The sequence below is a fragment of the Flavobacterium chilense genome (assembly GCF_001602525.1).
Classification (GTDB): Bacteria; Bacteroidota; Bacteroidia; order Flavobacteriales; family Flavobacteriaceae; genus Flavobacterium; species Flavobacterium chilense.
Window position 1 is genome coordinate 769,948 of sequence record NZ_LSYT01000001.1, and the last position, 23,021, is coordinate 792,968.

Consider the following 23,021-nt stretch of genomic DNA (forward strand, 5'->3'; position numbering starts at 1 on the left):
AAAAAGAGTAAAAAAAGAAATTACCTTTCTTTCACATAGATAAACTATGTGCTAAGCATTCGAAATCTATGTTTCTGTGTGTTAAAATAATTTACACAATGGAAAAGTAAAAAACTATTCTTTCTCCAGTAAAATTTCGTCAATAGTTACGATGTATTGATTCTTGCTCACCATAGCATTGGTATCAACACCTTTAGAACCATATCCGTAAGGTTCATATTTTTGAAGATTAGTCACACAAAATAATCCTACTGTAGGTATATGTGAAGCACTGGCCAGATGCATTATACCACTATCAGCTCCGATAAATAAAGCTGTATTGGCTAAAACTGCCCCTATTTCGCGTATATCTTTACTGTAAAAACTAGTTGCCTTAAATCGTATCTGAGAGACATTTTCGACCGGTAAAATTTCAAGAATATTATAGTCGCGTTCGTATTTTGTTTTTAAAAGCTCATAAAAATCCGTCCACCAGAATTCAGAAAAACATTTTTCGCCTGTCGCATAGGTAAAAATGGCAATCGTTTTCTTTTCGTTATTAAACTTATCCAAAAGAATTTTTCTGCCTTGAGCTAATTCCGTATCACTTAATCTCAGATCTGTTTTTGAGATAGGTTCATTGGTATCCTTTAAAGAAAGACTTTTCAAAAATTCCCTGAAATTGTAAACCGGATATTTGGCAATATGCAGATAGTCATCCGCTTTAAGGCTGTTTTCGTTGAGATCATCTCCGTAAAATTTAAACGCAGCCTTAGAAAGTTCAACAGCCAGTCTGCCTGAAGAAGAATCTTTGTCAACGTTTATCGCCAGATCATATTTTTTGTGCTTTATTTTTAGCCAGACTTTCAAATAAGTCAAAAGGCTGCTGAAAGGCTTTTTAGGAAGTATAATAATCTCACCAATCTGGTTATAATTTTTTAAAATAACCGGCATGAGTCCGCCTTTAACAAAAAGATCAATTTTGGCTTCAGGAAAAGCTGCGCTGACTTCTTTAATTAAAGGAGTAATAAGCAACAAATTTCCCAGTCTTGCATTTGGCCTGCAAATCAAAATTTGTTTTATCCTTGCCGGATCCGTTATACTTTTAGTTCCTTTCTTTTGAGAAGATCCAATGTTTTTGGTTAAAAAACGCATCGTAGTTCTCCGAACATCGTTTACTTTGCTTGAGGCTTTCATTTACAGTAAATTTTAAGACTGAAATCAGCCCTGTGGTGTTTAAAAATTATTACTATTGAATTCTATTGCTGATTCCGAAAAACTAAAACTGCACAACCATTCCTGCTCCCATTTGTTTTCCATTATAGAACGGGGCAATCATAGAGGTCACTTTATTTTCTTTTGATGGGAAAATGGTGTTTTTTACATAAGGAAACAGCCAATATGCCGCTTTTGTACTCAGAATTCCAATTCCGGCTCCTGCAGCAACATCCGTAAGCCAGTGTCTGTTATTGTACATCCTGAACAATCCGGTTCCGGTTGCCACGATATATCCGCTGATTCCGTACCAGATAGATTTATCCTTGTATTCCTGCCAAAGAAATTCTGCTCCCGCAAAAGCGTTGGCTGTATGTCCTGACGGAAAGGAATTGTTAGAGGTTCCGTCCGGCCTTTCTACCTTAGTAATCTTTTTTAATGCAAATACTGTAGTACTCATCATAAGATATGAAGTTGCTAAAATTATAGATCGGTCTTTAAGATTGTTTTTACCTTCAATTCCCATAGCATTCAGGGCATAAACAGAAGCTGCGGGAGCATATTGCGAAAAGTCGTCAATAGTAATTTTATTGTCGATATCTTCTTTAACTTCATCCCTGATCTGAGTATTAAAACTCTTAAGCTGATCACTTTCAAGACCAATAAAACCATAACCAATTAATACTGTCGGGATGATTAATTGTTTATAGTTGAACTTCAAATTTTGTACGGTATCTTTCACTACTATAGAATCGGACACACTACTTTGCGCATTAACAGCTGTAATGCTGACGAGGAATAATAAAAAATTTTTAAGCATTTTAGAAAAATTTAGAAATGAATATTACGTTGACAATCAGACTAACGTAGTTTTGCTTCATAATAAATAAGTAAGGTGTTTAGGATTTTTATAGATGAAAGCCAATAAGCTTGGCAGTGCGATAAGCAATAAAGGCATAGCGACAATGAAACCACCAATAACGGCAATCGCCAAAGGCTGATGAAGTTCTGATCCCGTTCCTACTCCAATTGCCAAAGGCATAAGGGCAATAATTGCTCCTAAAGCCGTCATTAATTTAGGTCTGAGCCTTGTAGAAATGGAATAAATCAGGGATTGATTAATATCTAAAGTCTGCTTATAGGTTTCTTTAAATTGAAGAAAAGTAAAAATAGCGTTTTCACTGATAATCCCCACAATCATAATGATTCCGGTATAACTGCCCACATTCAGCGGCACATTGGTCAGGAAAAGCAATAAATAACTTCCGGAAATTCCTAATACTGAAATAAGAAGAATAACCAATGCTGCCCTAAAATCCCTGAATAAAAACAAGATTACTCCAAAGACTAAAAGTGACGATGTAACCAAAATTAGCAACAACTCGCTAAAGGCTTGTTGTTGATCTTTGTAAGCCCCTCCGTATTCGATATAATAGCCTTGTGGCAAAACAATATGTTGTTTTATGTTTTTTTGAATTTCGGCCATAACAGTTCCCAGTCCTTTGTTGTCGAGTCTTCCTGTAACGACACTCATCATCTGAAGATTTTCTCGCTGGATTTCAGCACTTCCTTTCTCTGGTGTTATTTTTACCAGATTCGAAAGCGGAATAGACTGCCCTCCGGGAAGAAAAACCTGTAGTTGTTTCATCTGATCCAGACTTCGTTTCTCCGAGTTTTTATAAATAAGACGAATTGGGGTTGATTGTTCCTGTTCGAGCAAAGTACCTATGATGTTTCCTTCCAGCTGACTCTGCATCTGAAATTGTAAATCGGCTGGTGTTATTCCATATTGTGACAATAAAGAATAATTAGGTTCAATATTTACACTTGGTCCGGCTAATACTGTACCATCAAAAACATCGGCAGTTCCTTTAGTATTTTCAATAAGAGTGGCAACATCGTGTGCTATTTGATGTAATTTAGTTTGGTCATTTCCATAAATCTTGACTTCAATAGGCGAAACCGAACTCATAAGATCGCCAAGCATATCTCCAATTACCTGACCAAAATCAATACGAAGTGCAGGCTGACTATTTTCAACTTTCAGTCTTATATCATCAATAACATCATTAGTCGTTTTTGATCTGTCTTTTTTTAATTGTATCAGGTAATCTCCTGTGTTAGGTTCTGTAATAAAAAAGCCCATTTGTGTTCCTGTTCTACGGCTATACGCTTCTACATCGGGATTTTTTATGATGATCTTTTCGACTTCCTGAAGCATTCGGTCTGTTTCCTCAAGAGAAGTTCCAGGTGGCGATTCGTAATCCAGTACAATACTCCCTTCATCCATTTCAGGTAAAAATCCTGTTTCAAGATTAGGAAGGATTAAAAATATCGAAAGCAATAATACTAAACAGAAAACCATGCTTAAAACAGGTTTCTCGATAAAATACGAAACCCATTTTTGTTTTTTAACTTCATGATTGACATCTTCTTTTTTGCTTAAAAAGGCTTTTTTGGGAGACAGCCATAAATAAATTACGGGCAGCAGCAGCCAGGTTATGAGAAAAGAACATATCAAAGTAATAATCATCGTATCGGTCAGAACTTTAAAATACGATCCTGCTACTCCGCTCATTAAAACAAAAGGAATAAAAATCACAATGGTACTGATCGAAGAACCTGTCATAGCAGGCAATAAATATTTCATCGCTTTTTGAAGCAATGTTACCGCTGGTTCATCCGGATGTTCTTCGTGTGTGCGATGAATCTGTTCTACAACAACAATGGCGTCATCAATAATTAGTCCCAAGGCAGCCGCAATCGCGCCGAGTGTCATGATATTGAAAGTCTGACCTGTAAAATACAACACAATAAGTGTCAAAGAAAGCGTAACCGGAATCGTAATTAAAATTGTAGCACTGGCTCTTGCCGATTTTAAAAACAATACTGCAATAATAATCGCCAAAAACAATCCGATAAGCAAACTGTCTGTAACACTTTTTACAGCATCATTTACAAAATTTGCCTGCTCATAAAAAGGTTTGATGGTAATATCTTTTGGCAGAATTGCTTTAAGATCGGTCATCTTTTTATTCATGGCATCCGACATTTCTATCAGATTGGCATCAGGTTGTTTTATAACCGCAATCAGAATACTTTCTTTACCATTAGCATTGACTTTAATATATTCTTTTGCTTCTCTGATTTCTACCAAACAGATATCGCTTAATCTAACAATGCCTTTACTATTATTTCGAATAACCAGATTTTCAAGTTCATCTTTTTTATCCAGCTGAGCATCAGTAATCGTTAAATACAAATGGTGATAATCTGCCAGATAACCATTCGATTTTATAAAATTGGTTTCAGTAAAAACCTGCGTAACCATAGCTGGCGTAATGCCATAAGCACTCATTTTTTGAAAATCGAGTGACAACCAGTATTCTTTTTCTTTTCCGCCAACAATTCGAATTTCACTTGTTCCCTGAATCTGCGACAGAAAGGGTTTTATCGTATAATTGGCAATCTTTTTTAAATCTACTGCAGAACGTTCTTTACTGTTAATAGCATATCCGATCACGGGCAGAATAGATGGATTCATTTTTTCGACAGTAACCTGTAAATCCGGCGGAAGATCATTTTTTATCTGATTAATCTGAGCCTCAATTCTGGTTTTACTCAGATCAATATCAGCATTCCAGTCCATAAAAGCAGAAATCTCACAGCTTCCTCTGCTTGTTGTACTTCGAACTGCTTGAAGTCCCTGCACTTTTTTTATAGCCGTTTCAAGAGGTTTCGTCACCGTAATCATCATCTTATCTACGGGCTGTTGTCCTGCATCTGCAATGATTTTTATTTTCGGAAATGTAATCTCAGGAAATAATCCTGTCTGCATTTTAGAATACGAAAATATTCCGCCCAATAAAATCAGGAAGATGATAGTGCTGAGTCCATTTTTATGTCTGGCAAAAAAAGGTATCATGAGCTTATTTATTGATGATTTTTATTTTGATGCTATCTCCTACTCCATAATTTCCGGTGAGCAAAATTTGATCACTGGTTTTTAATTTTGGAGAAAGTATCTCTATTTTATCGGCAGATTCGATTCCTTTTTTTACCGGAACTTTTACCGCCAGATTTTTGCTCGTCACTTTCATAATCCAAAAATCAGTTTGGGTCTCATCACTCAGAACAGCCTGTTTAGGAAGGCTTATTGTTTTATTATCAGTCGTTTTATCAATCCTTACTTTTACAATCAAATTTTCCGGGATATTGACTGCTTTAATACTTTTTAAAATCACATTTTGAGTTTGCGATGCCGGATCAACAGTGGGCATATACTTGTCTACTTGTGTTTGAACTGTAGTGCCATCAGGCAAAGAGACATTTAATATTTTATTGAGAGGTACAAATTTTCTGAGTTCATACGGAAGACTTAAAACAATCGAGAAACTTTTGGCATCATTAATAATTGCCAATACATCACCATCCTGAACATAATCTCCTTTTTGAACATTTACGGCATTTACAAATCCATCGCAGGTCGCTCTGACTTGTATAGCGCTACCAAAATTCAGGCTTGGATCAATTTTATTGATTGTATTACCCAAAACCTTTGCCTCACGGGTTTTTAATGAAAACAATAATTGATGATTCGAAACAAAATCATTTGATGTTACTTTTACAAGTTCCAGATAACCTGTTGTATTGGCTTTAACCGTGTTTTTGATTAAATAAGCCGTTGTTGCATTCAAATCAATATAACTTTCAATTCCTGTGGTGTCGATATGCGTTACCGTTACCGGAACGCTTACCTCTACAGGTGCTTCTGTTGGCGCCGTTTTATTGCAGGAAGCTAAAAACAGTACCATTAGAAATAAAAATCCCATTGTTTTATGTTTGTTCTTATTCATTGGATTTCCAGTAATTGATTTCATTAATAGTTTGAAGATTGTTTACGCTATTTTGTGTGATAGCATCCTGAATCGAAATAAGATTACTCAGCGCAATAATGTACTCGGTAATCTGAGCATCTCCACTCAGCAATAATTTTTTATTCGCCTCAATAAGTGCTTCTGCTACCGAAAGCTGTGACTGCAACATCTTATTGGTTTCTATACTCTGATTGAATTTTTGATTAAGCAAAAGCAATTGCTGTTCGTACTGTCTTTTAAAATTTCGGGTATAACTCTCGTTTGTTGCCAGCGCCATGCTATTTTTTTGATGCTGAAGATTGCGCTGGTTTCCATCATAAATAGGAATACTGAGCCCAACTCCCACACTAAAACCGAAATTCTTGTATCCCTGAGAGATAAAACTTGAATTGTATCCCGCGTCTCCCAATAGAGAAAGCGCTGGTTTGTAATTGTTATCGATGAGTTTGTCTGCGTTTTTGATTTTTAAACTGTCCGTTTCGAACTGTTTTAAAAATATACTCCCCTGTTCTTTATCAGCTTTTATTACTAAATCCGGGCTTTTTAGTTTTACAAGTGTCGTATCTCTTTCTCCTGTTAGATAATTTAAAAGCGCGAGATCATTTTGATATTGTTGCTTTAAGCGCAGAGCCGTAAGTTCCTGTTGTTTTATGGTGGCATTAAAAATCAGATAATCTGTTTGTCTATAGATGGAATTTTTAGTCAGCTTTTTTAAAATAACCTCTTCTTCTTTTAAAAGTGTGGTAACCTTATTATTAAAAGCCATTTGCTTTTCTGTCCCAAAAGCGGTGATGTATTGCGAGATAATGCTTTTATCCAGATCTTTTACTGCTACTTTTTTATTAATGATAAGAGCATCCTTGATTAGCTTAAACGATTCTGCTTGTGAACTAATTTGACCTTTGCCTAATATTCTTTGATTAAACCCTACTAAAGCCGAAACCATCTGGCCGTTGCTCAAAGCTGTATCATAACCATAACCGTTAATAACAGGAGCATAATTGGCATTTAAATTTCCTGCAACCTGAGTTTTATAAGAAGCCCTGTTTAGGAGACTATCCAGAGTCGAGATCTTAATCTGGTTTTGATAATCTGCCAGTAAAGGGGAATTTGTTCTTGCTTTGTCAATGAAGTAAGACAAATCTTTTTCCTGAGAAAAAGATTTGGAACCTATTAAAACAAGCATCAAAAAAAGATACCATTTCATTTTTTGCATTTCAAAAATTATATGAAATTACTTTACTACCAGAATCTTAAAAGAATCCGGAATAATTGGAGCACGTGGATTTGGGTTATCATTTGTTGGAGCCGGAGCTTTACCAAAACTAGCTGTTGGAAGATATAATGTACCAGTAGTTTTACTCATCGTAATAGTTCTTGCTCCTTTGACAGTTTTAACTGTTTGTACAACAGCATAATGATCTTTATCCTTTTGTTTAATAACCGTTAAGGTTCCTGATCCGTTTGAACTGAAAATCAACTTTCTTTTTTCATCAAAAAACACACCGTCAGATCCTTCTCCTATTGGTAATGTGGTGATTACTTTTCCGGTATCGGCATTCGTTACCACCAATATTGAATTTCCACAAACACTAAAAAGTCTGTTATTAACCAAATCAAAAGCTAATCCTGAAGGTTCATCACCCGGAGAAATATCCCAGGAATGTATTACTTCCAGTTTTTCGGTGTCGATAACTTTAATTTGATTTTTATCTTCAATATTTACATACACTAATCCTTTAGCATTTGTTGCTGAAAATTCAGGTTTTCCATCAAGTGGAATTGTTTTAATAACTTTATTGCTAAGCGCATCCAAAACGGTAGCATCATTACTCTTGGCATTAAATGCAAATACCTTTTTTGAAAACTTATCGTAAAGCACCGCATCAGGTTTTACTCCCTGAATTACAACTTTTTCAATAAGTTCAAAAGTGTTTAAGTTAATTATCGAAATAGCATTGTCAGCCCCGTCAGTTATAAAAGCTTTATTTAAATCATTTGCTATGGCAATTCCATGAACTCCTTTGGTATCAGGTATTGTAGCTATAACTTTCTCCGTTTTTAGATCGATAACATTCACCACATTTCCATGAGAAACAAATAGTCTTTGCGCCACTTCATCAACAGATAAATAATCCCATCCCAGATTTCCTTCGACCTTAATTTCATGGGATAATTTTATATTTTGAGCCTTCAAAAAAGGAACGAAGAACAAAAACAAAAGCACTGATAAATATTTCATAATAAGCGGTTTAAATTCTATACAAAGTTGAATCTCAATCCTGAATTAATTCTGAATTAAACCCTTACAATTCTTAATATTGTATTAAGCAATGCTCTGTTTTGAATTAAATTGTAGGCTGTTGCGGTTCATTATTATTATCCGAATCTCCTTTTTTAAATTCCAGTTTTCCAAATTTGTAGCTGAAAGAAATCCCAAAAGACTGAACAGGAATATCCTTAATATTAATTTGATTAAAACTATCGCCATATCGGGTAGATTTTTGGCTCATATATTTATTAAAAGGGTTAGCCATTGTAATACCCAAACTTGCCGCTTTATGCAAGAACTGCTTTCTTATTGCCATATTGTAGAAAAATGAAGCAGGTCGGTTTCCTTGCAGGTTTTTCTGGGAAGATCGGTAATTTCCAAAAATCTCTCCCATTAGAGAAGGCGCAAACTGGTAACTTAAATTTAAATTTGCTCTGTAATTAAAACCGCTCACTGTAGGTAAAGCAGGATTAGTGGTCGTTCTGTCTCCAAACTCGAGAGTGGTTCTGATATTGAGTTTATCATCGAGTTTAACCGAACCAAATATACTGGCACCAATATCAGTTTGAGTTCCCACATTGTAACGTTGTGTCAGGGTAACATCTGTATACTCTGTTCCGTTGACATCCAGTACCGGATGAAACGTGGTAAAACTCTGGATATCATCTGTATTTCGGCGGTAATAGCCTGAGAAGTAAATATTCGCATTATTTGCAAATGTTTTACTGTATCCCAATTCAAAACGATTTCCGATTTCAGGTTTTAAAAAAGGATTTCCAGTACTGATATTATGAGGGTCACTAATGTTAAAGAATGGATTCAGCTCCTCATAATCCGGTCTTTCGATACGGTAACTATAAGAAAATTTTACCGACTGATTATCGCTAAATTTATGCTGAACCGTAAAAGATGGTGCAAAAGTATCATAACCCGGAATAGCAATACCAACAAAATCAGCAGTGGTATTGGTACGCTCGTATCGAAGTCCTGCTCTTCCTTCTAAAAAGTTTTTAAATAAAGTGAAAGAAGTAGATAAATAAGCCGAATATATGTTTCGTTTGTACTGAAAACCATATGTTTGTCCCTGATTATTGACATACGAACCATTTAGTGCCAGAGTATCCGTCACCACCTGATTGTCAATTTTTTCCAATGAAACTTTAGAACCCATTTCGAGCGTAAATCCTTTGGCTATTGGGCGCACAAAATCGAGAGAGAAGTCTATTTGATGATCTTGTCCCGGATTATAGCTTCTTAACCCCGAAACAGGTGAAACATCATTTTGAAAAACGGTTTGCTGAGAAGCATCATTTGTACTTTTACCAGAACTTGAAGTCACCAGAAAATTCAATTCCTGATCTTCTCTTTCAAAGGTCTTTTTATAACCTAAACTCCAGTCTGTAGCATTATTTTTAAAATTACTCACTGAATTTCTTTCACTGATCACTTCTGATAAAATTGTTCCATTAGACAAAGATGAAAGTTGATCCTGCAATGTCATTCCTGATGAATTGTTCTCAAAATGATTGTAGCCTAAAGTAGCGGTTAATTCATCTTTTGGGCTAATACTCCAGTTTGCATTTATACCGGTCTGATAACCACTTCTGGTAAAAGGACTCACCCCGTTTTGATACAATCTGTTGATAGTATCTCTTGCCGCATTGTATGAAATACGGTCACTTGAGCTTTTTGTTTTTGTATTTAGCTGTTTGTTGCCGCTAAAATAAACTCCAACACCAAAATTTCCTTTACGGGCATTTAAGTTAAAAGAACCATTCTCTAATCGGGTTCCTGCAGATAAGTTGATACTGCTGTTGATTCCCTGAACTTTGCTTTCTTTCAGCACAATATTGATAATTCCGCCTGTTCCTGCGGCATCATATTTGGCTCCCGGACTGGTAATAACCTCTATACTTTTAATCTGGCTTGCCGGTATAGATTGTAAGGCATCCAAAACACTGGCACCAAATATACTCGAAGGTTTTCCGTTGATTAAAAAACGAATATTAGGATTTCCCTGTAATTCTACATTTCCGTCAATATCGACGCTTACCATAGGAACATTTTTCAAAACATCAGTAGCAACACCACCCTGGCTGGTAAGATCATTGGCGGTATTATATACCATTTTATCAATTTTATTTTGAACGGTTTGGGTCTTTGAAACGATCTTTACTTCATCTAATTGATTGGAGGAAGGAACAAGCAGAATGTTTCCCAAATTTGTTAAACCTGCTGCATTATTAACTTTTACAGCATTGTATACAATCTCTTTATAGCTAATAAAATCAATAGTAATGCGATACTCTCCCATCTGAAGATTATCAATTGTGAACACTCCATTCTGATCAGTAGCCTGACCATTTAATACTTTGTTTTCTCCCACACGGTAAACGCTTACGATTGCCATTTCTATGGGAAGTTTGCTTTCGGAATCGATCACTTTACCAGTGATTTTACCTTTTGTATTTGATGATTGTGCAGAAACTGCAATAGAGAACGAGAAAATAAAAACCAGAATAAAATAGCGCATATCAAAAATTTATGACCCCAAAATAATACCTGAATTTTGAATTTATCCTGAATAAAAATAAATTCTGTAAATTCTAATTAAAAACTAAATCATACATTTAATTTGCTTTTTTAACTAGTTAATAATTTAAAAATTAGAAATTATGTGGTGGATATTTGCCTTACTTTCTGCATTCTTTGCTGCGTTGACAGCCATTTTTGCTAAAATGGGAATTAAAGGAGTCGATACTGATTTAGCAACTGCTATAAGAACTGTTATTATCCTGATTCTCGCCTGGGGAATTGCTTTTTTTAGAGGTGGTACAAATACAATTCATTTGCTCACGAAGCAAAATATAATTTTTTTATGCTTATCAGGAATTGCTACCGGATTGTCCTGGATTTTTTACTTTAAGGCTTTACAAATTGGAAAAGTCTCACAGGTCGCCCCAGTTGATAAAATAAGTGTTGCCATTGCCATCATTCTCTCTGTTCTGTTTTTAAATGAAAAGATAAGTCCTCTTGGTATTATTGGAGTTGTCATGATTATTGGATGTACTATAATAATTATATACAGTTAACAATAAATACTTATATATTTTTCTCTTTTAAAGTTACATTTCTGATTAAAATAATGTTCGCTAAAAAAGCTATGGCTATTTTCCCGCATATACTACTCAAAACTGACTTTATAAGAGCAAAATCTGTAGAAAATCGGAATTTTCAGAGTTTCTCACAGATATAAAATTATCGTGAATAAAATTACTTAATTAAGACTAAATCTAAATAATTGTTTATTTTTGCGGCTCTTATAAACACCCTCAATTTAAATTTTATGCATAGATTTTTATACTGTTTTCTGGTAACGCTACTGGTAAGCACAACTTCTGTTTTTGCCCAATCAACGGGTACTATTTCAGGACAAATAAAACTGGTTGATGGTCAGCCATTTGCCTCAACATCTGTTTCTATTGTCGAATTAAACCGTTCTACTCTTACGGATATAAACGGTAATTATAGTTTTAAAAATGTTGCTCCTGCTACATATCATATTAAAATACAAGCTCTAGGTGCTGCCGAAAAAGAAATTGAAACGACTGTAACTGCAGGAGAAATTTCAACTGTTGATTATCAATTACCACAAGAAAACGTTATGGCTTTACAAGAAGTGACTGTTTCCGGAAATGTCAACAGATTTTCTAAAAAAGAAAGTAAATATGTTGCCCGTTTACCTCTAAAAAACCTTGAAAATCCACAAGTTTACAATACAGTATCTAAAGAATTGATTATAGAGCAATCCGCAGTTGACTTGGGAAGTATCTCTAAAAATGTACCTGGTGCAGGTGTGCCAATGATTGCCAATCAGGGACGTGTAACTTTTCGTTCCCGTGGTTTTGAAACTGAACCAAATGCACGTAATGGTGTAGCCGGACAAGCTTTTTCTTCAATTGATCCGGTAAATCTTGAACGTATAGAAGCCATCAAAGGCCCTTCGGCAACATTATTTGGTGCAAGTGTAGCCAGCAGTTATGGTGGTGTATACAATCGTGTAACTAAAAAACCGTATAATGATTTTGGCGGAGAAATTGCCTATTCTGGCGGAAGCTATAATTTAAACCGTCTTACTGTAGATGTAAACACTCCTGTAAATGAAGATAAAACAGCTTTATTCAGGCTTAACGGAGCCACAACACAACAAAAGAGCTTTCAGGATCTTGGTTTTACCAAAAACATAAGTATCGCGCCAAGTTTCTCATATCAAATTACAGACAAACTTTCGTTATTGCTTGATGTAGAGTTTGGTCAGGAACAAGGAACTTCTGTAGTACGTTTTAATCCTTACAATAAAAGTAATACAACCCGCTCTATTGTTGACATTGCCTTTCCTTACAAAAGAACTTTCATGAGTAATGATTTGGTTTACAATACACAGATGTTAAATATCTTTGGACAAATTAATTATAAAATATCTGAAGAGTGGACTTCTCAGACTATTTTCTCCAGAGCACGTTCTACCATCGATGGTAACATAACTGCAATAAATGCAATGAGTGATACCACAGCCCGTGTACAGGTAATTTCAGGAAATACGAATTTTATTGCAACAGATATCCAGCAAAACTTTATTGGTGATTTTAAAATCGGAAAGTTTAGAAATCGTATGGTTGTAGGTTTGGATTATTATAACAATTACAATGATTTTGACCGATTAACGATCAATACTGATACTTTCGATTTTATTAATCCTCCAGCCAATTCGGGTACAAACCTGCAAATTGTAAATGCAATGGCTCAGGCAGGAAAAGGTACTTTACGTAAAGAAAAAAACAGAGACAATACGTATGCTGTTTATGTATCTGATGTGTTTAATGTAACAGACAGATTGTTAGCAATGGCAAGTTTACGTGTAGACCGTTATGAATATCTTGGTGTTTACAATATCGCTACAGGTGTTACTGCTGGCGGACTTGGTGCTAATGGTACTTCCGCCGGACCGTACAACCAAACTTCACTTTCTCAAAAAATGGGGTTAGTATATGAATTAAGTAAAGATCATTTATCATTGTTTTCGAATTATATGAATGGTTTCTTAAATAAAAGCGGACAGGCTCTTGATGGTACAGCTTTTAAACCTGAACATGCCAACCAACTTGAATTTGGTGTAAAAGGAGATGTTTTTAATCACCGCCTTGTGGGTACTTTGAGTTATTATGACATTCAGGTTGCAAATTCATTACGACAAGATCCTACAGATCCTACTTATTCTATTCAGGATGGTACGCAACGAAGCAAAGGTTTTGAAGCTGAGTTTACAGCAAATCCATTTTCAGGATTCAATGTAATTGCCGGATATGCTTATAATGACAGTAAATATACTAAGGCTGATGCAACGGTAAATGGCTTACGCCCTGCTCTTTCTGGTCCTGCAAATACTGTAAACGTGTGGTTAAGCTACCGTATTCCGGAAGGTAAATTTCAAGGATTAGGTGCTGGTTTTGGAGGTAATTACGGAAGCATGTCTTATGTGATCAATACTCAAACAACTAAAGTTACAATTCCTGAATATAAGATGTTTGACGCTGCTTTATATTATGACCAGCCTAAATACAGAATAAGTTTTAAAGTAAATAACCTTACCAGCGAAAAAGCCTGGAATGTAAGGCTTACACCACAAATGCCTGCTCAGTTTATTGGTAGCTTTGCATTGAAATTTTAAAAGATCTTTCTTTACATGAAAAATAAACTATTCATCAGGATTGCTATTGTTTTTTGTTTGTACCTGTTTTCTCCCAAAGTACTCGCAAGTGCTTATTGGATTGATGTAAAAGGCAGCAACAAAATCAATGAGCCTGTAAATATCGAATTGTGTTATGGCAGTATGGATGAATATGGCATACGTCATCGTGATACCGGAAAAGAATTGCAATTAGCAGGAGATTTTCGAATGCGTATTATAGATTCTAAAGGCAATGAACAGGAATTAAAGCTTACACTTCAAAAAGATTCGTGGCTGGCTGTTTTTACTCCAAAAGCAGATGGAGAATATCGCATTATTGGAATTAATGATAAACATCCTGTTGTAGATCGCTCTGCTTCCGGAGGTGAAAACATTTTGCCAATAGACTACATAGCTGCGATATATAATGTGGGGAATTTTAGTGTACCAGAAAGTCATCCCATCCAGAAGCTTGACTTAATAACGATTTCTGAAAATGGAAAGTTAACAGTAAAAGCTTATTTTGATGGCAAGCCTACAAAAGCAGGAACAAAACTTCGTGTTTTTAATCCTGAAAACTGGGAGAAAGAATTAATCCTGAATAAAGATGGTGAAGCAGTATTTTATCCAACAATGAAAGGTTTATACATCATTCGTCAAGATTGGACTGAACCCGTTTCAGGATCATATAAAAATGTCAATTACACCAGCAAACGCCATCGTTGTAATTATTATTTTTTACAGCAATAAGATCCTGTAATCGGTTATTTTATAACAATGTAAAAGATTCGGTTCCTATTATTTAAACAAAACGCTTAAAACACAATCTATAATAGAATGTTTTAAGCGTTTTTTATATTTTACAATTTCAGTTTTTTTAATTCAGGAGTCGGTATTCTGTTGGTGAAACTCCCACCCTTTGCTTGAATAAACGGGTAAAATGCTGTGGATATTTAAAACCTAATGCATAAGCAATTTCGCTTAAAGACTTATTTTGATCAAATATTTTTTCTTTCGCCACTTCAATAACTTTAGATTGTATGTATTCCTGAGCTGTTTTTCCGGTTTCCTTTTTTATCAAATCACCAAAATAATTAGCAGACAAATTCAATTCGTCAGCAAAATACGCAACAGCAGGCAATCCCATTTTTAAAGGTTTATCAGAAGAAAAATAATTATTCAGTAAATCTTCAAATTTTTCTAAAATTCCTTTGTGTACCGTATCTCTGGTAATAAACTGACGATCATAAAAACGCGTACAATAATCCAAGAACAATTCAATATTTGCTACGATTAAGTGCTTGCTGTGTTTATCGATGGCATGCTGAAGTTCGTAATTAATCTTATTGAAACAATCTACAATTATTTGTTTTTCCTGTTCTGATAAATGCAATGCTTCATTTGAAGCATAAGAAAAAAAACTATATTGTTGTATCGTTTTGCCCAAAGATGTCCCATGCAGTAAATCAGGATGAAATACTAAAGCAATGCCTTGTGGCTGATAATATTCATCGCTATTTTGACCAATAACCTGACCGGGAGCCAAAAAAATCAGTGTTCCTTCTTCATAATCATAATTACTCAAACCATATCGAAGATCACCACAATAGATTTGCTTTAAAAAAACAGTATAAAAACTATAATTCAGCTTTCGATGTTGTCTTGGTTCAGCTTTATCTAAATAAACAAGACTTACTAAAGGATGTAATGTTTCCTGTCTGTTAAAAGCATTGTATTGGCTTATCGTATCGAATTTTATAATATCATCCATCTTAAATATGGTTTAATTTAATACAAAGCTATAAAATAAAGAGTGCCTTTTTCTTAAACATTTGTCAATCTGTAATATTGGTAAGCAATTCCGTAATTGGTATAAGCTTCAGTCTTTTTAATTTAAAGAAATTTGTACTATTAATTTAAACTACTGAATATGAAACAGATAAAATCACTCCTTTTTTTACTATTACTAACAATTCAACCAGGATTTATAAATGTATTAAGCGCTCAGTCAAATATGAAAACAGATAAACCATTGACCAGAAAAGAACAAAGTATAGTTCCAATAGCTGCATTTACGACCAAAGGAGACATGACTCAATTACGTATTTCCCTAAATAGTGGTTTGGATGCCGGACTGAGTATCAATGAAATAAAAGAAATCATCATACAGATATATGCTTATGCCGGTTTTCCGCGCACTTTAAATGCCTTAAGCACTTTTATTACAGTCCTGGAAGAGCGCAAAAAAAACGGAATTCATGATGAAGTTGGAAAAAGCTCTTCTCCTGTAACATCCAATGAAAATAAACTGAAAAGAGGAACCGCATTACAGACTAAACTGTTGGGCAAAGAAATGAAAACAAGTACAGCTGATTTTGCCCCTATTATTGATGTTTTCCTGAAAGAACACCTTTTTGCAGATATCTTTAGCCGTGATATTTTAGATTTTAAAACCAGAGAAATAGTCACAATAGCCACATTGGCAAGTTTAGGCAATGCCGAAACACAATTACGTTCCCATATCAATGTTGGTATTTATAACGGAATTACCGAAACGCAATTAAACAATATAGCAGAAATTCTTCAGATCAAAACAGGTCCAATAGAAAGCAATTCAATAAAAGAAATTTTAAAAAATATCTACATGAAAAATAATGAAAACAAAAAAAGTGAGCAAAATCCTTATACCTTGGTATACGATGGAGCTATTACTGAAAATATAAAAGGAAAGGTTAACATTCATCCTGTTAGTTATAAAATTAAAGATATTACTATAGTAGCGAATGTTTATACACCAGCTAATTATGATGCTTCAAATAAATATCCGGCTATCGTTATTGCACATCCAAATGGCGGTGTAAAAGAACAGGTATCTGGTTTATATGCACAACATTTAGCAGAACAGGGTTACATTACAATTACGGCAGATGCCGCTTATCAGGGCGGAAGTGGTGGTTTTCCCAGAAATGTTGATAAACCGGCAAACCGAATCGAAGATATATATGCTATGGCAGATTTCATCTCTCAATATGCTGGCGTTGACACCTCAAAACTTGGTTTATTAGGGATTTGTGGCGGTGGTGGTTATTCTTTAAAAGCAGCACAATCAGATAAACGTTTTAAAGCTGTTGCAACTTTGAGTATGTTTAACTCAGGACTTGTAAGACGTAATGGATATATGAATTCGCAACTTTCTACAATTCAGGAACGACTTAAACAGGCTTCAGATGCCAGGGCACAAGAAGCTGCAGGAGGTGAAATTTTATATGCAAACAATAGCAGCACTCCGATGACAAAAGAACAGATTGCCAGTATTCCGGTAGATTTATACCGACAAGGAATTGAATATTATACAATAACATATTCACATCCAAACTCAAGTGCAAAATATACCTTAAGCAGTTTACTGGATTTAATGACTTTTGATGCTGCAACCAATATGGATTTAATTGAACAACATTTACTTATGATTGCAGGCAGCAAAGCTGACTCCTATTACATGACCGAAGATGCATTTGGTAAAGCGGTTAATGCAAAAAATAAAGAATTATTTCTTATTGATGGCGCAACTCATATCGAAACATATTGGAAACCTGAATACGTAAATCAGGCAGTGACTAAGCTAACTCAATTTTATACCAAATTTTTATAAGCGCTATTTAAACTTGAAACTACTTCGGAATAAACATAAAACCTCCATTATATCTAATGGAGGTTTTTTATTGATATGGTTAATCAACAGCTACTATTTATCTAAAAAGCGATATTGTATCTGCCAGATTTTCTTTAATGATAAAAGCATTGATAAATTCCTGAACTTCGGTTTTACTTTCAACCGGAGTTTCAAAAGAGTTAATATGGAATTCATCATCCTGATCCAGAATATGTATAATTTCTGTGTATCCCTTAGAAATTAAACTTCCCTTTAATTTAATTATATTGAACTGTTGTTGACTATCCAACTCCTTACGAACTTTTAGTTTTATAGCTTTTTCCATTACAAGTATTTTTAAATTAATAAAGATCTTATTCCTATCAAATGTAGAAAATATTTATTTTTTGATCTGTTAAAAAATCGAAGACAAATCATTATTTACTAACAAATTAATAACAATTTATTTAAACACATTTTTTTAAGGTTAAGATTGAAATATATCTGAAACTTAAATGTTAAATTAAGTCATTACACATAGCAAATTCAGGAGGCTGAGTAAAAAAGAAACAATTACTTAACGCAATAAAGTTGCATTAAATATAAAAATGTTTTTAATTTGTCTGTACATTAAAAAAATTAAAATGAACAGGCGTAAATTCTTAAAAGGCTCAACACTATTAACCGGACTGTTTACCATTAGTCCGTCGGTTATTTTTTCGAATGATTTAGAAGCAATATCCAGAAAAAGTAAAAAAGCAAAAAATATCATTTTCATGGTCAGTGATGGGATGAGTTCAGGGACACTTCAGATGGCAAATTTGTATTCTCAGAACATCTTAGGAAAAAACGGAAACTGGATAAATCTATATACTGAAAATAAAGTCTCAAGAGCTTTAATGGACACCGCTTCTGCAAGCTCTGCTGTTACTGATTCTGCAGCCGCAAGCTCCTCTTTTGGCGGAGGACACCGCGTTAAAAATGGTGTTCTAAACATAGGACCTAATGGAGAAAAATACCTTCCGATATGGCAAAAATTCAAAAATGCAGGTAAAAAAGCCGGATGTGTAACTACTGTCACGATTACCCATGCTACTCCGGCTGGTTTCTGTGTGAATTCAGACAGCAGAAATGCCGAAAACGAAATTGCAGAAATGTATGCGAATCTTGGTCTTGATGTTATGATGGGAGGCGGTGATGAATTTTTCAACCCTTCAAAAAGATCCGACAAAAAAGATATCTATAAAATTTACGAACAAAAAGGGTATCAGATTTTAAAAGAAAAATCAGATTTAGAAAAAGTAAAAAAAGGAACAAAAACATTGGGTGTTTTTGCATCTGGAGCACTTCCCTATTCGATAGACAGAACCAACATTCCTGAATTACAGCAGACTCCGACTCTGGCAGAAATGAGTCTTGCAGCAATCAATCAGATGAAAGATCATAAAGATGGTTTTGTGCTTTTAATTGAAGGCGGAAAAGTTGACTGGGCAGCACATGCCAATGATATTGCAGCGTTGATACACGATCAGCTGGCTTTTGATGAAGCCGTAAAAACGGCGATTGATTTTGCCGAAAAAGATAGTGAGACTCTGGTTATCATAACAACAGACCACGGAAATGCAAATCCGGGGCTTATATATGGAGCCGATGCAGTAAAAAATTTCAACAGCATCGCAGATTATAAATACACTAATGAGTATATCCTGAATGCTATTCATGCCGATTTTAATTTGCAGCAGATTAAAGACTGGATATACCAAACCAATAAAATTAGCCTTACAGACGATGAAGCTAAATATTTATTGAACTTTTATTCCGGACTTGAAAAGCAGGAAACCGGACTTTACAATTACAAAAAACTGCCTTTTAAAGCGTATTCAGAAATTCAGAAAAAACATAATAATGTAGGATGGATCAGTATGGACCACTCCGGTGATTATGTTGAGCTTGCGGCTTTTGGTCCGGGTGCTGAGCTGCTAAAGCCTTTTGTGCAAAATATAGAACTACACTATTTAATGCTAAAAGCTGCAAATGTAAAAGAGGTATAAACCTGAATAAGTATTTACAGTACTATTTTTTCATTTCATAATTCAGCATCAAAAAAAACCTCCAAAATCAAATGACTTTGGAGGTTGTTTAAAATTAGTATGATTATTTATTTTACAATGAGTTTTTTAGAAACATTATAAGTGCCAGCATTTACAGTAACAACATATATTCCTGAAGCCAAATCATGATTGATTTTTGAAGAAACATTTAGTTTCTTTACCAAAACTTTTCTTCCATTCATATCCGTAACAGTAATTGTAGCTGCATCTCCCGACTTTAATTCCGGCAGAACAATATTAAATTCATTGTGGGTTGCCGGGTTCGGATAGATACTAATTGCAATATTATCCCCGGCTGTTACTTCTTCCACATTAAGATCTGCTTTTTTTGATGTAGAAACAGATTGAAACTGCCATTGCGCACTTTCCCAGTTGTTTTGAGCTCCGGCATACTGTGCAGAACCATTTAGATTTTCGATATGAATCATGCTTCCTGTCTGCCATCTGTTTTTAATTCTCACCCAGGTACCATCTACATTTTCATTTGACCATTGCGCACTCCACCAGTCAGATGATCCTGCTGTACATTGTACAGCTCCGTTTAAGTTTTCGATATGCATTATATCTCCGGTACCTACATTTTTTAATATAAAATAAGTGGCATCAACGGCAACTTTTTCCCATTTGTAATTATTGTTTGCAACAGTAGTTCCGTAACCTACATTAGCTCCTGCATCGTATAAATAATTATTAGTCCATTTATTTTTAATGGTAAAATAGTTTCCGGTTGCTGTGCTAACCGTAATTGCAGCCGTGCTTGTTTTATTTCCATCTGCGGTTGTTACTGTAATCGTTGCAGTTCCGTTTGAAATAGCTGTTACCAAACCTGTTGCATTAACTGTTGCCACACCTGTATTATTTGAAGCGTAACTTACTGATTTATTAGTAGCATTAGATGGCAGAACCGTTGCTGTTAATTGTTGTGTTGCCCCAACCGCTAATGATACCGATGAAGGACTAAGACTTACACTTGTTACCGCAACATTTGATGAATTTACCGTGATTGCAGCAGTCGCAGTTTTAGCACCATCCTGAGTTGTTACAGTAATCGTTGCAGATCCCGAAGCAATGGCTGTTACTAAACCTGATGCATTTACGGTTGCTACACCAGAATTATTAGAACTATAACTTACTGTTTTGTTTGTTGCATTGGCCGGAGCAACAGTTGGAGTTAATTGCTGTGTTGCACCAACACCTAAAGTCGCTGTTGTTGGTGAAACTGTTACTCCTGTAACCGCAACAATTGGTGTTCCTGAACAATTAGAAGCCGCTGTCCATGAAAATGTACCAATTGCACTGGTTTCTTCATTAGATGCTGCATTACCTCCTCTATTAGAGTAATTCATGTTGCAATAAGTTCCGTTTCCAGCCGGAGAACCTGCAATAAGTACAAAATAACCTCTGCCCCAGTTTCTGTTAAGTGCATTGTTATTTGGAAATTCTTTACCGGTTCCGTTAACTGTTATATCTTTAAAACTAAGGTTATAAATACCATCTCCTGATCTTTTACTTATAGAAATAGCATCATTTCTTGAATCTAAAATGTCAATATTATAAAGCTGAACATTTTTAACCTGAGATCCTGCATTAGTAGCACTAAAAATATCTACTGCTGCTACCGGATTGTTGTACGTATCATTAAAAGTTCCACAAGTCGATACTGTGATATCGTGTATTTCGTGCATGCCATCATTATTAAATGGTGCTCCCGGAAAATTATTGCTTACTCTGATACCTGCTTCTAAATTATCTTTTATAATTAAATTGTAAGCTTTATTATTTTTTCCGCCATAAATAGCTAAACCACAAGCACGCCAGCAGTTTTCTGAAGTATTGTATCTAAAAGTATTATTAACACATTCCAGACCATCAGCAGACCAGATCGCCTGATCATCATCACCGTTATTTCTAAAATTACAATGTTCAACAATGGCATTTGCAGTTCCTTTACAAAGATTAATTCCATCCGCGTAATTGTTTCTGAAACGACAATTAGATAAAGTAAATCCATCGGCAATTGCCGGTCCGCCAACATTATATTGTGCAATCCAGGCGCCACATTCAAAATGTTCTGCCCAAATATTTTTTATTGTTGAACCAGAAGTAAAAACACCATTTATGGCTTTATAAGAATTACTTCTCGAAGCAGAATTGGTTGTCAAATAAAGATCACTAAACGAAATATTGCTTGCGTTTGCTCTTAATCCTCCGTTACCGCTGCTGGTATTGGTAAAATTAATCTGGGTATACCATATTCCGGCACCAATTAATGAAGTGTTGGCAGAGCCAAAATACAATTCACGATTAACATTAAAAACTCCGGCAGGAACAAATATTTTTTTACCTCCGTTTGCATCAATAAAAGTCTGAAGATCGCTTCCGTTTCCTGTATAAGTCACTGAACCAGCCGGAGCTGTAACGATCGCTGAAACAGGTTCCATTTCTGCAAAATCCAAATGGATATTACCTGTTTCTCTTACCAGTCTTAACGTTCCTGATGCAGCTATTTTACTTGGAAGTTTATAGCGTACTTCATCAAATCGCATTCTTGGATTTTGATTTGTAATTCCTGTATTATTTGGGTTTCCGTTACTCCACAAATATTCCCAGGACCAGGTCGAAGTCAGTGTAAGTGTTGTAATTTTTGTGCTTCCGTTGTACACGCCCAAAGTTCCCGTTTGTCCATCAGGTACACTGTAGCGAATTACAAGTCCGTCTGCTGCTTCTGAAAGTGTCCATTGCACCGTAGCATTGGTTGCCGACATGTTTACACATTGCTGATCTGAGGCTTCAGATTGAAGATAAGCCTGTATGTATGATTTTGAAGTAACCGTGGCTCCATTAGACAATTGACCTAAGTTGGCTTCATACCTTTTATATGGTGCGTCATAATAACCACGCTGTGCATATAAATTTGAGGTTAAGAGGACAAAAAAAATCCATATTATATGAAAATATTTCGCTCTTTTAAAAAAAATAACATGTAATTGTTCATTCATAATTTCGGTTTTTTAGTTAGTAAGTTCCTATAAATAAGGCTATAACGAAACTAGATCTAAAAAAGAAATTAAAAAAAAGATGCATTAAAAATCAAGACTTTAAACAAATTATTTAAAACACAAACAACTAACAATCAACACATTGGTAATTTATTTAAAAATAAAAAATCAAGAAGTGATATAGATTT

Annotated in this window: 15 protein-coding genes; 5 read left to right on the forward strand and 10 right to left on the reverse strand. The window is 34.9% G+C overall.

All coding sequences use genetic code 11. The annotated features are described in order from the left end of the window. Window positions 1–114 precede the first annotated feature (114 nt). The 7 genes from A4F88_RS03220 to A4F88_RS03250 form a co-directional block, all read right to left on the reverse strand. Window positions 115–1,176, reverse strand: a complete 1,062-nt coding sequence (locus A4F88_RS03220) for a glycosyltransferase family 9 protein (RefSeq protein WP_068841074.1) — start codon at window positions 1,174–1,176, stop codon at window positions 115–117. A gap of 82 nt (window positions 1,177–1,258) precedes the next feature. Then, window positions 1,259–2,014, reverse strand: a complete 756-nt coding sequence (locus A4F88_RS03225) for a phosphatase PAP2 family protein (RefSeq protein WP_068841075.1) — start codon at window positions 2,012–2,014, stop codon at window positions 1,259–1,261. 57 nt (window positions 2,015–2,071) lie between these two features. Beyond that, window positions 2,072–5,119 carry an efflux RND transporter permease subunit gene (locus tag A4F88_RS03230; RefSeq protein ID WP_068841076.1) on the reverse strand — a complete coding sequence of 1,016 codons (3,048 nt, stop codon included), beginning with the start codon at window positions 5,117–5,119 and terminating at the stop codon, window positions 2,072–2,074. A 4-nt stretch (window positions 5,120–5,123) separates the two neighbouring features. Then, window positions 5,124–6,074: an efflux RND transporter periplasmic adaptor subunit gene (locus tag A4F88_RS03235; RefSeq protein WP_082815686.1), complete on the reverse strand. Its 951-nt coding sequence runs from the start codon at window positions 6,072–6,074 to the stop codon at window positions 5,124–5,126. After that, complete coding sequence (locus A4F88_RS03240) at window positions 6,043–7,278, reverse strand: TolC family protein (RefSeq protein ID WP_162268780.1); 1,236 nt, start codon at window positions 7,276–7,278, stop codon at window positions 6,043–6,045. The genes A4F88_RS03235 and A4F88_RS03240 overlap by 32 nt, the downstream gene beginning before the upstream one ends. Before the next feature lie 27 nt (window positions 7,279–7,305). Beyond that, a complete protein-coding gene (locus A4F88_RS03245; protein ID WP_068841078.1) occupies window positions 7,306–8,313 on the reverse strand; it encodes a YncE family protein in 1,008 nt (335 codons plus the stop codon). Window positions 8,314–8,419: 106 nt separating this feature from the next. Beyond that, window positions 8,420–10,876, reverse strand: coding sequence for a TonB-dependent receptor domain-containing protein (locus tag A4F88_RS03250; RefSeq protein WP_068841079.1), 2,457 nt, complete (start codon window positions 10,874–10,876; stop codon window positions 8,420–8,422). A gap of 142 nt (window positions 10,877–11,018) precedes the next feature. Here A4F88_RS03250 and A4F88_RS03255 point away from each other — a divergent pair, with 142 nt between their 5' ends. From A4F88_RS03255 to A4F88_RS03270, 3 genes are all read left to right on the forward strand, one after another. Then, on the forward strand, window positions 11,019–11,435 hold the full coding sequence (locus A4F88_RS03255) for an EamA family transporter (RefSeq protein WP_068841080.1): 417 nt from the start codon (window positions 11,019–11,021) through the stop codon (window positions 11,433–11,435). Window positions 11,436–11,689: 254 nt separating this feature from the next. Continuing rightward, entirely contained in the window at window positions 11,690–14,071 is a 2,382-nt protein-coding gene (locus tag A4F88_RS03265; protein WP_068841082.1) for a TonB-dependent receptor, read from the forward strand. A gap of 15 nt (window positions 14,072–14,086) precedes the next feature. Continuing rightward, complete coding sequence (locus tag A4F88_RS03270) at window positions 14,087–14,821, forward strand: hypothetical protein (protein ID WP_068841083.1); 735 nt, start codon at window positions 14,087–14,089, stop codon at window positions 14,819–14,821. Window positions 14,822–14,948: 127 nt separating this feature from the next. Here the strand turns inward: A4F88_RS03270 and A4F88_RS03275 are convergent, their stop codons facing one another. After that, window positions 14,949–15,842 (reverse strand): helix-turn-helix domain-containing protein, encoded by an 894-nt coding sequence (locus tag A4F88_RS03275; RefSeq protein WP_068841084.1) that lies wholly within the window; start codon window positions 15,840–15,842, stop codon window positions 14,949–14,951. Window positions 15,843–16,001: 159 nt separating this feature from the next. Here A4F88_RS03275 and A4F88_RS25115 point away from each other — a divergent pair, with 159 nt between their 5' ends. After that, window positions 16,002–17,723, forward strand: a complete 1,722-nt coding sequence (locus A4F88_RS25115; protein WP_082815687.1) for a carboxymuconolactone decarboxylase family protein — start codon at window positions 16,002–16,004, stop codon at window positions 17,721–17,723. Window positions 17,724–17,820: 97 nt separating this feature from the next. Here A4F88_RS25115 and A4F88_RS03285 read toward each other — a convergent pair whose 3' ends face one another. Further along, entirely contained in the window at window positions 17,821–18,069 is a 249-nt protein-coding gene (locus tag A4F88_RS03285) for a hypothetical protein (RefSeq protein ID WP_068841085.1), read from the reverse strand. A gap of 298 nt (window positions 18,070–18,367) precedes the next feature. Between A4F88_RS03285 and A4F88_RS03290 the strand changes: the two genes are divergently transcribed. Beyond that, a complete protein-coding gene (locus A4F88_RS03290) occupies window positions 18,368–19,774 on the forward strand; it encodes an alkaline phosphatase (RefSeq protein ID WP_068841086.1) in 1,407 nt (468 codons plus the stop codon). 107 nt (window positions 19,775–19,881) lie between these two features. Here A4F88_RS03290 and A4F88_RS03295 read toward each other — a convergent pair whose 3' ends face one another. Further along, window positions 19,882–22,833 carry an Ig-like domain-containing protein gene (locus A4F88_RS03295; RefSeq protein ID WP_068841087.1) on the reverse strand — a complete coding sequence of 984 codons (2,952 nt, stop codon included), beginning with the start codon at window positions 22,831–22,833 and terminating at the stop codon, window positions 19,882–19,884. Between the last annotated feature and the right edge of the window lie 188 nt (window positions 22,834–23,021).